Source organism: Microlunatus phosphovorus NM-1 (assembly GCF_000270245.1).
GTDB lineage: Bacteria > Actinomycetota > Actinomycetes > Propionibacteriales > Propionibacteriaceae > Microlunatus > Microlunatus phosphovorus.
Genome location: NC_015635.1, coordinates 5348537 through 5360120, shown reverse-complemented (window position 1 = coordinate 5360120; position 11584 = coordinate 5348537). Strand labels below are relative to the sequence as shown.

Here is an 11584-nt window from a genome sequence, read left to right as displayed (position 1 = left end):
GCCGGTCAAGGAAGAACTCAGGCGGCGAACCGGAGGACATCCTCAACTATGTTCACGTCGAGGTCATACTCTTCCGCGACCCCGGCAATCGGCTCGCCCGCGCGCCACAGTTCGACCAGATCCGTCACGCGGACTTTCGATCTGCCGAGTACCGGCGAGCCCCACCCGAAGCGCGGATCGATGATGACGTCGGCAAATTCAGGGAACTGCTTGAGCCGAAGACGCTGTGCTCCGCCTTCGGAGTCCCACTCGATGTAGCGGAGATGCTCTTCCAGCACCTCTCGGATCGCTAGCTGTCCGCTGGACGCATGAACCAGCTGCTCGTCAGCGAGACGGACGAAGACGGCAACGCCATCCGTAGCGATCCGCTGACGCGCTAGCGCGTAGGGGTCGTCGAACTCTTCCCGCGCGATTGCGGCGGCTGCGCGGATGTCCCGCATCGGCATTCGTAGTTCCCTGAGAGCGCGGAGTACGTAGGCCTCGATGACACCAACGAAGGGAACTCGCGGCCAGCCGCGGCGCTCAGGTGTCACGCTGTGGACCAGCGGGTCATCCGTGGCCAGCCAGCGGTCAAGAGTGCTTTCGTGCATGCGGAGATACCGAGCGGTCTCGCGCGCGGTCAGGATCGGTGTCTTGTAGATGTTGGTCACCGTCACCTCCGGGATCGACGGTACCGTCTGAGACCCTCAGCCGAACAGATCAACCCGTCTGAGTGGGCGTGCGTCAGTTCTGCGGCGGGTCCGCAGTTTGGCCCGATCTCTTTCCCACGTTGTCTCGGGCCGGTGGAAGGCCGACTTGCGTCGGAATGCGCGGCCGCGGCAGTTGGTGGCGCTGAAGACACCGACGAGGAGGGCGGACATAACAAAACCCTCGGACCGCTTTCGCGTGTCGAGGGTTCAACGTGACTCACTTGGCGGAGGATGCGGGATTCGAACCCGCGAGGGCGTGAACCCAACCCGCTTTCCAAGCGAGCGCCATAGGCCTCTAGGCGAATCCTCCGCGCGGAACCTTACAGGGCTCTGCCGCGTCCCGCGAATCCCCAACCGTCCTCGGACAAGCCCAGTCCGAGCAGGTGACCCGGAGCACGATCAGCGCGGCCACGGCAGCGGCCAGCTCGCCGGCGGCCAGCCCGAGCCAGACGCCTGACCGCCAACGGTGCCGAGCGCGGCACCGCGTACCCCCATCCCGAAACCGAAGATCAGCAACGGATCCAAGGTGATCTGCACCAGCACCGGCACCACCCACAGCAAGGTGGAGAACCGCATTCGTCCCTCGGCCCGGACCAGGGAGGAGAATCCGGTGGCGAAGATCGCCCCGGCCAGGATGATCACCGCATAGTCGCGGGCCATGCCCCGCAGTTCCTCGGTCGTCCCGAACACCGTGAGCAGCGGTTCCAGCGCCAGCAGTCCACCGACGGAGGTCAGCACCGCGACGGCCCAGAACATGATGAACGCGTTGCCCGCGGCGCGGGCGGCTCGGGCCGGATCACCGGTGGCTGGCCTCGGCGCCTGCTCCGTGATCCTCTGCAAGATCGGGTTCCTCCTCAGAACCGCGATCCTGGCTAGAACCCGATGCCGACGTCAGCGCGACCGTCCGAAGAGCGCCAGTAGCTCGGCCATCCGCTCTCGCGCCCAGTCGTACTGGACGGTGTCGGTGTGCCCGCGATAGTCCGTCTCGATGATCATGATCAAGATCAGGTAGAGCGAATACAGCCGGCGCCGAGTGACCTCGTTCTCGGTCAGAGGACCCCAGCCGTACCCGCGCATGAACGGTGCCGGATCGCCGAACACGGGCAGATCCAGTGCCGTGAAACCGGCCTCCATCAGCGGATCGCCGTAGCAGGCACGCTCGTGGTCGATGATGCAGACGATCTCGCCGTCGCGGATCATCACGTTGCTCGTCCACAGGTCCCACTCGATGAACCGAGGCTCAGTCACCGCGTCCAGGCTCGGCTCGGCCTCGGCGATCAACTCACGGACCAGGTCATAGCTGACACCCAGATCGACCGAGCGGCGTTCGCCGTCGGACAGGACGTCGTCGATCATCCGCCGAAACGCCGTACGCCAGGTGGGATCCGGTGGACCTGCCAGCCGGCCGAACCACGGCCCGACAACGGAGTTGAGCTTCCGGTTCAGCGCACCGAGCGACTCGTTGTAGGCCACCCGCTCAGCCGGCTCCAGCGTGGCCTCGACGATGCCGAGGTTGTCGCCGTCGATGTAGGGCATGAAGAAGTAGTCGGCGTCGCACAACTCGTGGCTCTGATCCGCGTAGTCGACGTGCGGCACCGGCACATCGGTCTGCTCCTCGATCATCCGCAGCGATGCCAGTTCGATCCCCATGGCGCCCTGCTCGTAGGTCATCACCTCCACCCCCGGGGGCGGAGCGATCTTGAGCACGGACTCGCGCCCACTGCGCAGTCGGATCCGGTAGGCGACGTTGAACCAACCGTGTCCCAGCTCGCTGACCCAGTCCTCGCCGTCCGGGATCACTTCGTCGGGCCCGTACGCCCGCGAGACCATGGCTCGCAGGGTGTCCAGCGACTGCCGGTTCTTCGTGATGCTCTCCATAGTGGGCTGATGGTAGGGCACCGGTCTTGGGCGGCCACCAGCCCCTGGTCAGGGGGCGTTAGGTGTCTACCCGACCTATGCCGGGATCGGTTCGCTGGAGTCCCCGGCGAGCAGCAGTTGCGGCACCTGGTGGCAGTAGAAGGTGCCCGGAGCAGCTGGATTCGAGGTGAGGGCGACCACGACGTCGAAACGGTCGGAGGGCCACGGTCCCGGCACGTCGCCGCCGGAGATCACCGGCGCGAGCCCGGCAGTGATGTCTGAGATGTGGTCGTGCTCCCAGCAGACCAGGACCGTCTGGTCGGCTTGCTGCAACAGCCAGTCGACCAGCTGATCCTCCTCACCGACCGCGACGGTGACCGTCGGGGTGGCGCCGAATCTGAGCGCCAACGGCCAGACCGTCTGGTACGTCCGGTGTTTCTCGGGCTTGCCGTACGAGGGCGAGGTGATCAGCGTCGGACGGCTCAGGTACGGGCTGGGGAATTGGTCGTCTGTTGGATCGAAGAGCGTCGCCAGACCGCCGGCCCGCTGCCAACCCTGGGGGATGAGCGAATCGCCGTCGTTCTGCCCGTTGATGTCGACCCCGAGGATCTGCTGGGGCTTCCCGTCCGAGGTGCTGGCGTTGGAGTCGGGGGTGTCTGTTGCGCTGACCGTGGTCGGCTTCTCACCGTGCCGGATGATGAAGATCGCGGCCGGCAGGCCGATCGGCGCTGCTGGTGGATCTGCTGGTGCGGTGCTCGACATGGTGACTCCGGTCCTGGTTTGTTCGATGCACATACTGCCGGACGGGCAATCGCCAGCTCGTTGGGCCGCGATTGCGGCAGTCCTGATTCCGGTCGACCAGTCCGACGCCCATCTCACGAAGTTGCGTGTGACTTCAGGGTGCCAACTCGGCGCAAGATTCACACACAAGCCGGCATGAGCAGCGTGGCGGCGCCGGTACCGGATGATCTGTACACTGGTCGCCGGTCCCCCGCGTGGCGATATCTCGCCCAATCCCCCCAGGGCCGGAAGGCAGCAAGGGTAAGTGAGCTCTTTCGGGTGCGCGGGGGACTTCTATGTCTTCATCGCCGGGGCGTCGTCGCTTGGCGACAGCCCAAGGCGCTCCATGAGGCCCATGGCGTCGTACGGCGCGTGGATCTTCGCGTCGTTGTCGCAGTAGACGTACACGTCTTGGCCCGTGCCCGACCATGCTGCGATCCGCGCAGCCCAGCTGTCGAGTGCCGCCGCCGAGTACCCGCTGGCGTACAGCTCCGTGTCGCCGTGCAGGCGGACGTAACGGAAGTCGGTGGTCGCCTCGTCCAGAACGGGCCAGCTGCCCGGGTTGTCGGCCAGCACGAGCGCGATCTCGTGCGCACGAAGCAGTTCGGCCAGCTCGGGGGTGCGGAAGCTGTCGTGGCGCACCTCGAGCGCATGCCGGATCGGGTGTCGTGGATGGCCCGTGGTGAGCAGTTCCCGATCGGCGGAGATGCGGTGATCGTGCTCGCGAGCGAGCACGGCCGCCTGGCCGAGAGTGCGCGGCAACAGCTCGAAGAATGCCGCGAGCCGCTCCCGGTCATAGCCGAGATTGGGCGGCAGTTGCCACAACAGCGGGCCGAGATGCTCCTCCAGAGCCAGCACGCCCGAGGCGAAGAAGTTGGCCAACGGAGTCCGTACGTCGCCGAGCTTCTTGAGATGGGTGATGAACCGGCTGCCCTTGACAGCGAACACGAAGCGTGATGGCACTTCGGGCACCCAGCTGGCGAAGGTAGCCGGCCGGAGCAGGCCGTAGAAGGTGCCGTTGACCTCGATCGAGCCGAGTCGGGAGGCGGCATAGCCGAGTTCACGCTTGTGCGGCAGCCCCGGCGGATAGAAGTCCCCGCGCCACGGTGGGTAGGTCCAGCCGGAGATGCCGATGTGCACCTCAGTCATTCACGATCAGCCTGCCTCGGTCAGAGCGATACCCGCAGGATTTTGTCGTCGTCCCGGCGGGGGTCGATCCGCCCGTCGGTGTTGGAGGTGGTGATCCACAGTGATCCGTCGGGCGCAGCCACGGCGTTGCGGATCCGACCGAGATCGTCGGCGAAGTAGGCCTTGGACTTGCCTGCTTTGGTCCCATCGAGCGGGACGGCGAACAGGCACCTGCCTTGGAGAGCGCCGACGAATGCCGTGGAGCGGGTGATCGCCAGTCCGGCCGGAGAGCAGCTGCTGGTGGGCTCCCAGGTCAGCTTCGGATTCACGAAGGCCTTGTCGTCGGACTCACCCTCGACCTTGGGCCAGCCATAGTTCCCGCCCTTGCGTATCAGGTTGAGCTCATCGGCGGCCTTCTCGCCGAACTCGGTCGCCCACAAGCGACCGCCGGCATCGAAGGCGAGGCCCTCGATGTTGCGGTGACCGTACGACCAGGTGCGATTGCGGTACGGGTTGCCCGGTGCGGCGCGCCCGTCGGGCCGGATGCGCAGGATCTTGCCGGCGAGCGAGTCCCGGTCTTGAGCGAGCGAGGACTGCTCAGCATCGCCGGTCGAGATCAGCAGCATGCCGTCCGCGTCGAACAGCAGCCGGCCGCCGTGGTGATGGGTGCTCGTCGGGATGTCGGTCAGCACGGCCTTGGGTTTGCCGACCTTGCCGCCGCGGAGACTGATCCGGGCGACCCGGTTGTCCGAGGACGAGGTGTAGTAGACGAACAGGGTCTCCTCGTCGCCCGGGGCAGTGGCGATACCGAGCAGACCGCCCTCGCCGATACCGCTCGGCGGGACCACGCCGGAGACGGTGCCGAGGGTGGTCTTCTTGCCTGTGGGTGTCACTCGGATGATCTTGGCGCTGTTGCGCTCGGAGACCAGGGCATCGCCGTTGGCGAGGAAGATCAGTCCCCACGGGACGTCGAAGTTCTCGGCGATGGCGTCGCCGAGTTTGGGTTTCGGCGCTCCGGTCGCGGAGGCGGTCGGCGTCGGGGTCGGTGAACTCGCCGATGCGCTGACCGAGCTGCTCGGCGTCGGGGTCTCGGGCGGGGCGGGGGTGCTCGACGGACTCGTCGAACCGGTTGGCGCATCGGTCGTGGAAGCGCTGCAGCCGACGAGAGCGCCGAGACCGAGGCCGGCGGAGGCGTACAGCAGTTGTCGTCTGGTCACCACCATGCTGATTCTCCTCGCCGTACCTGTGAGCTTCGGGGGCAGAATCGCGTCGTGCCCTATGAGTCCTCCGATCGCTCCGGCAAGATGGTGGAAGAGCCACGCCCGGACCGCTGGCGGATCCTGGGTGTGACCCTGGCCGTCGGATTCATGGCACTGCTCGACGTGACCATCGTGAACGTCGCCATCCCCTCCATGCAGACCGGTCTGCAGACCGACACGGCGACGATTCAGTGGGTGGTGTCCGGCTACGCGCTTGCGTTCGGTCTCACCCTGGTTGCCGGCGGACGGCTGGGCGACGTGTACGGTCGCCGGGCGCTGATGATGATCGGTCTGGCCGGTTTCATTGCGGGGAGCGCAGCCTCAGGTCTGGGTTCGGACGCGCGGCTGGTGATCGCGGCTCGAGTCGTCCAAGGCATGGCGGCAGGCTTGCTGACTCCGCAGAGCAGTGGGCTGATCCAGCAACTGTTCCGGGGCAAGGAACGCGGGATCGCGTTCGGCTACTTCGGCACCACCGTTGGTGTGGCGAGTGCGATAGGTCCGATCCTGGGTGGCGCGTTGATCGCTCTGTTCGGCCAGAGCGACGGGTGGCGTTACATCTTCGGGATCAATGTGCCGATCGGGCTGGTCGCGCTGATCTTCATCTGGCGCTGGGTGCCCGGTCGTCCGAGTCCGGCAGATCGGTCTGGCGCCGAGCTGGGTGCCAAGGCGGAGCGCCACATCGACGTGGTCGGTGCGCTGCTGCTCGGCGCCGCAGTGTTCAGCCTGTTGCTGCCGGTGGTCGAGTCGGAGGAGGGGCTCGGACCCTGGCTGTTCCTGTTGCTCGCCGTGCCGGTGTTCCTGGTCGCGTTCGTCCGGTGGGAACGGCGGCAGCAGGCGGCGGGTCGGGCGCCGCTGCTGGACCTCACCCTGCTCCGGGGCACCCGCGGATTCGCCAACGGCGTGCTGATCGGGACGCTCTATTTCACCGGGTTCACCGGGGTGCTGCTGGTGGTGACGATCTTCCTACAGGAAGGGATGGGATTCACGCCGCTGCAGGCCGGGTTGATCACCACACCGTTTGCCGTCGGTACGACCGTGATGTCGCCGATCGCGGGCCGGCTGGTCTCCCGGGTGGGCCGTCGGCTGACCGTGATGGCGATCGCCGTCATGATGTCAGGCCTGATCGTGCTGTGGATCGCGCTGCCCTCCTCGGTGGACCAGTTCCGCTGGTGGGTGGTGGCCGCACCGCTGCTGCTGGCCGGGATCGGCGGCGGTGCGGTGATCTCGCCGAACCAGACCCTCTCGTTGGCCGCGGTGCCGCCGCGGATGGGTGGTGCCGCAGGTGCCGTGGTGCAGACCGGTCAGCGGATCGGCAGTGCCCTCGGTGCCGCGGTCTTGGTGACCGCCTATCAGGTGGGTCACGCCGGCGGCCCGATCGCCGGGCTCGAGGTCACCTTGGCGGTATCGCTCGCGATCCTGCTGGTCGCCCTCGCCGCCGCGTACTGGGACTTTCGCAAAGGCAACTGAGTTCCGACTTCGCACCAGCTGCTGCTACCCCGCTCGCGAGAAGGAGGTTTGGCACCTGTTTCGGCCGTGAACAGGTGCCTTGCCTCCTTCTCGATCAGCGATCCCACCTGACAGAGCCAGAGGTCACCGCTCCGGCGCTTGTCTGTGGCCCCGCGGCGCGAGAGGTACGCCGTGCGCGTCCGCTCAACGACCGTCCGTGGCCCGGTGGCGCAAACCGTACGCCGCGCACGCGCAACTGGTGGTCGTCGGTGGCCCGGCGGCGCGAAACGACTCAGCATCCCGTCAGGGCCGCGTACATCTTTGGCTGGCGGCGCCAGCCGGACCGGCGACCGCAGGTCAGCCACCCCAATCCCCACTTCGCACCAGCTGATGCAACTTCGCACCCCGCGTACGTGGTGCGCAGTGATAGCAGTTGGTGCGAAGTTGCGATCGGGCCGCGCCGACGGGCCCAAGATGATCGGCAGTCAGCCGTGCCCGGCGCACGGTTTCCCCCCGGCCCCGGCGCCACGGCCATAAGTGACCGTGGATCAGACGGAAGACCCGTACGTCTGGTGCCCGTGGGCCACAGACGACCAACACGACGGCGGGCTGCCCGCGCCACTCACAGGTCCGGCCGAGCCCGACCACAGAGCTGACCTACGCCCCCGAGCAGCGAGTGACGAAGACACTGTCTGAGGTGGGGCATAGGGTGCGTTGCGTGGGTGAGGGCATGACGTGGTCTGAGACGGCCGAGGGCGCCGGCCGCTGGGATGCGCCCGATGACGCCGATCTGCCGCCGGATCTGCCGGAGTTCAGCCAGGAGGAGGCCCTGTTCGAAGGGGCCGAGGAGGGGCTCGAAGGGGCCGACGAGGGCGAGCCGTCCGCTCCGGATGATCAGCCTCCGACTGCCCGTCCCACCGAGGCGACCGCCTCCTCAGCGTCCGCACCGCCGCTGGCCCTCTATCGGCGCTATCGGCCGGATACCTTCAGCCAAGTCATCGGCCAGGAGCACGTCACCGAGCCGTTGCAGCGGGCGCTGGCCAACAACCGGGTCAATCATGCCTATCTGTTCTCCGGACCGCGTGGCTGCGGCAAGACCACCTCGGCCCGGATCCTCGCCAGGGCGCTGAACTGCGAGCAGGGACCGCGGCCGGAGCCGTGCGGGGAGTGCCGGTCTTGCCGGGATCTGGCGCGCGGTGGCCCGGGCAGCATCGACGTGATCGAGATCGACGCCGCCAGCCACGGTGGTGTCGACGACGCCCGGGATCTGCGGGAGCGGGCGTTCTTTGCGCCGGTGGCAAGCCGCTACAAGATCTACATCGTCGACGAGGCGCACATGGTGACCACGCAGGGCTTCAATGCCTTGCTGAAGCTGGTCGAGGAGCCGCCGCCGCATGTGAAGTTCGTCTTCGCGACGACCGAGCCGGAGAAGGTGATCGGCACCATCCGGTCGCGTACCCATCACTATCCGTTCCGGCTCGTGCCGCCGAAGGTGCTGGGCGACTACCTGGCGCAACTGTGCGAGGCCGAAGGCATCGCCGTGGAACCGGCAGTGCTGCCGTTGGTGGTCCGCGCCGGCGCGGGATCGGTACGCGACTCGTTGTCGGTGCTCGATCAGCTCCTGGGCGGGGCTGACGAGCACGGGGTTGGCTATCGGCAGGCAGCCGCGCTGCTCGGCTATACCCCGGATTCGTTGCTCGATGAGTTCGTGGACGCCTTCGCGGCCGGCGATGCAGGCGGTGTGTTCGCCTGCGTCGACAAGGTGATCGAGGTCGGTCAGGACCCCAAGCGGTTCGCGGAGGATCTGCTGAGGCGGCTGCGTGACCTGGTGATCGTCGCCGCGGTGCCGGATGCCTTGACGTCCGGACTGGTCGATGTCGCTGCTGACCAGGCCGAACGGCTCACGTCGCAGGCCGCGGGTCTGGGCGCTGGCGAGCTGACCCGGGCTGCTGAGGTGATCGCCAAGGGCTTGACGGATATGCGTGGCACGACCGCACCGCGGCTTCACCTGGAGCTGATGTGCGCCCGGGTCCTGCTGCCTGGCGCCGACGTTGATGGCCGTGGCATTCATGCTCGTCTCGATCGGGTCGAGAAGCGGCTCGGGATGACTGGGGCGGGCGACGGACCGACACCGACTGGCTCGGGATCAGCCGGCCCGGGACCGGCCGATGTTCCGGCAGGAGGCGCGCCGGCCGAGCCTGGGGCAGCGGCGTCAGGGTCGGCTGCCGCCCGCGCGGCGCTGCAGCCGACCAGAGCGGTAGGTGCCCCCGCGCAGTCACAGGACGTTCAGGCGGACAGCACGCCCCGCCCAGCCGCCCCGCCCAGCCAGACATCGAGTTCGGGGCCCGGTGGATGGGGCGGACTGTCCGACCGAACGGCAGCACCGGTCCCGACCCAGCCGGCGTCAGCTCCGCCCCAGGTGCCGGCAACCCAGGTGCCGGCAACCCAACCGCCCGGTCCTCGAGCGCCTGCCGCACCGCCGCCGACTGCCGGGTCGCCAACGGCAGCGCCGCCAGCCGCAGGCCAATCGGCCGGACGCCAGCAGCTCACGGTGACCGATGTCCGGCGGCTCTGGCCGGAGGTGCTGGAGGAGGTCAAGGGTCGGCGCAGATTCACCTGGATCTTGCTGAGCCAGAACGCGCACGTCGCCGATGTTCGCGACGGGGTGCTGGTGCTGGCGATGGCCGGCATCGGTCCGCGGGACAGCTTCGCCAAGGGCGGCAGCGAGAACATCTTGCGAGACGCCCTGAACGATGCTCTCGGGGTCGATCTGCGGATCGAGACGATCGTCGACCCGAGTGTTTCTTCCGGTGGCCGAGGAGGTCCTGGCCCAGGTAGTGGCTCCAGAGTCCCTGTCGGCAGTGGTTCTGGGGCCCCCGGCGGGTCGGCCGCCGGTGGCTCGTTCGGCAGCGGCTCGTCCGAGGCCAGCGATGGCTCGACACCGACCGCGAGTGCGGCAGGTTCAGCTGCGCTTGCCCCTGCTTGGAATCCCCCTGCGCCGAGCGCTGCAGAGCCGGGTCCCCTCAGTCATTCGGAGACTGCTGCTCGAGACAGCGGGAGCGATGACGACAGCCAGCGCGGTGGACCGCCGGGCGGGGTTGACCCACGATGGCGGGAACAGGCCCGGCAGGGCATCCGACCGACCCGACAAGGTGGGGTAGGAGCTTCCGGCGAGGTCGAGGACCTGCGCGATGAGGCGGTGTCGGTCTATGACTCCAACATCGAGGATCTCGAGGAGTCCCACACCGAGCTGCTCGCCCGGCAGCTCGGCGCGGAGATCATCGGAGAGGAGCCGCATGAGGTATGACCCATACGCTCGACTCCCACCTCAGGCGGCGTACGGCACATAGGCTTGAGTGCGACCACCCGGCGATCCTCAGATCCCACCTATTCCACACCAACACGGCCCACCACGAGAGAACGGTTCTTCGATGCTTCCGTCCGATGGCGACATGTCCGGCTTCTTGGCTCAGGCCCAGGCGATGCAGCAGCAGCTGCTGCAGGCGCAGCAGGAGCTGGCCGAGACCGAGGTGACCGGCTCGGCTGGTGGTGGTCTGGTGACGGCGACAGTGCGCGGTACGGGCGAGTTGGTCGGCCTGGTCATTCAGCCCGAGGCCGCGGATCCCGAGGACACGGAGACACTGGCCGACCTGGTCGTCGCCGCCGTCCGAGACGCCAATCATCAGGTGCAGGCTGTGACGGCCGCAAAGCTCGGTCCGCTGGCTGGTGGTCTTGGTGGCGGTCTTGGTGGCGGGCTGCCGTTCTGACCTGCGGCGATCACACGTACGGCATCAAGGAGCGCAGGTAGGTGTACGAAGGCCCGGTCCAGGACCTGATCGATGAGCTCGGCCGACTGCCCGGCATCGGTCCGAAGAGCGCGCAACGACTTGCGTTCCACATCCTCGCGGCCGACGCGGAAGATGTGCTGCGGCTGGCCGACACCCTGCGGCTGGTCAAGGACACCGTCAAGTTCTGCGAGATCTGCTTCAACGTGTCGGAGGAGACACAGTGCCGGGTCTGCCGTGATCCCCGGCGGGATCCGTCGCTGATCTGTGTGGTCGAGGAGTCCAAGGACGTCGTCGCGGTGGAGCGGACTCGGGAGTTCCGCGGGCGCTACCACGTGCTCGGTGGCGCGATCAGCCCGATCGATGGCATCGGACCCGGCGACCTGAAGATCCGCGAGCTCTGCCTGCGGCTCGCCGATGGCGTGGTCACCGAGGTCATTCTCGCCACCGACCCGAATCTCGAGGGCGAGGCCACGGCCACCTATCTGAGCCGGCTGCTGATCCCGATGGGTGTGCGGGTCAGTCGGCTGGCGAGCGGCCTGCCTGTCGGTGGCGATCTGGAGTATGCCGACGAGGTCACCCTGGGACGTGCCTTCGAGGGCCGCCGCTACATCGACGCGTGAGCCACCGGTCAATTCGC

10 protein-coding genes, 1 tRNA gene and 1 other RNA gene are annotated in these 11584 nt (G+C 67.5%); 5 read left to right on the top strand and 7 right to left on the bottom strand.

The window, feature by feature from the left end; genetic code table 11:
- Window positions 1–17: 17 nt before the first annotated feature.
- The 5 genes from MLP_RS24295 to MLP_RS24275 form a co-directional block, all read right to left on the bottom strand.
- Window positions 18–650, bottom strand: coding sequence for a DUF433 domain-containing protein (locus MLP_RS24295; protein ID WP_041793429.1), 633 nt, complete (start codon window positions 648–650; stop codon window positions 18–20).
- Window positions 651–911: 261 nt separating this feature from the next.
- A tRNA-Ser gene (locus MLP_RS24290) sits at window positions 912–999 on the bottom strand.
- Between the two features lie 89 nt (window positions 1000–1088).
- Window positions 1089–1529, bottom strand: a complete 441-nt coding sequence (locus tag MLP_RS24285; protein ID WP_013865875.1) for an MATE family efflux transporter — start codon at window positions 1527–1529, stop codon at window positions 1089–1091.
- A gap of 51 nt (window positions 1530–1580) precedes the next feature.
- A complete protein-coding gene (locus MLP_RS24280) occupies window positions 1581–2567 on the bottom strand; it encodes a phosphotransferase family protein (RefSeq protein WP_013865874.1) in 987 nt (328 codons plus the stop codon).
- Between the two features lie 75 nt (window positions 2568–2642).
- A complete protein-coding gene (locus MLP_RS24275) occupies window positions 2643–3308 on the bottom strand; it encodes a hypothetical protein (protein WP_013865873.1) in 666 nt (221 codons plus the stop codon).
- A 220-nt stretch (window positions 3309–3528) separates the two neighbouring features.
- Here MLP_RS24275 and ffs point away from each other — a divergent pair.
- Window positions 3529–3625, top strand: an RNA gene (gene ffs / locus MLP_RS26955) — signal recognition particle sRNA small type.
- On the opposite strand, the gene MLP_RS24270 is transcribed toward ffs, so the two are convergent.
- Both MLP_RS24270 and MLP_RS24265 read right to left on the bottom strand, forming a co-directional pair.
- Window positions 3621–4475, bottom strand: coding sequence for a DUF72 domain-containing protein (locus tag MLP_RS24270; RefSeq protein ID WP_013865872.1), 855 nt, complete (start codon window positions 4473–4475; stop codon window positions 3621–3623). The genes ffs and MLP_RS24270 overlap by 5 nt on opposite strands.
- 20 nt (window positions 4476–4495) lie before the next feature.
- Window positions 4496–5677, bottom strand: coding sequence for a PQQ-dependent sugar dehydrogenase (locus tag MLP_RS24265; RefSeq protein WP_013865871.1), 1182 nt, complete (start codon window positions 5675–5677; stop codon window positions 4496–4498).
- A gap of 48 nt (window positions 5678–5725) precedes the next feature.
- Here MLP_RS24265 and MLP_RS24260 point away from each other — a divergent pair, with 48 nt between their 5' ends.
- From MLP_RS24260 to recR, 4 genes are all read left to right on the top strand, one after another.
- Entirely contained in the window at window positions 5726–7180 is a 1455-nt protein-coding gene (locus tag MLP_RS24260) for an MFS transporter (protein WP_013865870.1), read from the top strand.
- A 709-nt stretch (window positions 7181–7889) separates the two neighbouring features.
- Window positions 7890–10466, top strand: coding sequence for a DNA polymerase III subunit gamma and tau (locus tag MLP_RS24255; RefSeq protein ID WP_013865868.1), 2577 nt, complete (start codon window positions 7890–7892; stop codon window positions 10464–10466).
- Between the two features lie 124 nt (window positions 10467–10590).
- Window positions 10591–10926 (top strand): YbaB/EbfC family nucleoid-associated protein, encoded by a 336-nt coding sequence (locus MLP_RS24250; RefSeq protein ID WP_013865867.1) that lies wholly within the window; start codon window positions 10591–10593, stop codon window positions 10924–10926.
- 41 nt (window positions 10927–10967) lie between these two features.
- Window positions 10968–11567: a recombination mediator RecR gene (gene recR / locus MLP_RS24245; protein WP_013865866.1), complete on the top strand. Its 600-nt coding sequence runs from the start codon at window positions 10968–10970 to the stop codon at window positions 11565–11567.
- Window positions 11568–11584 lie beyond the last annotated feature (17 nt).

What these genes read in the sequence shown, in the direction of transcription:
- MLP_RS24250 (WP_013865867.1), top strand. Translation starts at nt 10,591, where the DNA reads ATGCTTCCGTCCGATGGCGACATGTCCGGCTTCTTGGCTCAGGCCCAG.
- MLP_RS24255 (WP_013865868.1), top strand. Translation starts at nt 7,890, where the DNA reads ATGACGTGGTCTGAGACGGCCGAGGGCGCCGGCCGCTGGGATGCGCCC.
- MLP_RS24270 (WP_013865872.1), bottom strand. Translation starts at nt 4,475, where the DNA reads ATGACTGAGGTGCACATCGGCATCTCCGGCTGGACCTACCCACCGTGG.
- MLP_RS24275 (WP_013865873.1), bottom strand. Translation starts at nt 3,308, where the DNA reads ATGTCGAGCACCGCACCAGCAGATCCACCAGCAGCGCCGATCGGCCTG.
- MLP_RS24280 (WP_013865874.1), bottom strand. Translation starts at nt 2,567, where the DNA reads ATGGAGAGCATCACGAAGAACCGGCAGTCGCTGGACACCCTGCGAGCC.
- MLP_RS24265 (WP_013865871.1), bottom strand. Translation starts at nt 5,677, where the DNA reads ATGGTGGTGACCAGACGACAACTGCTGTACGCCTCCGCCGGCCTCGGT.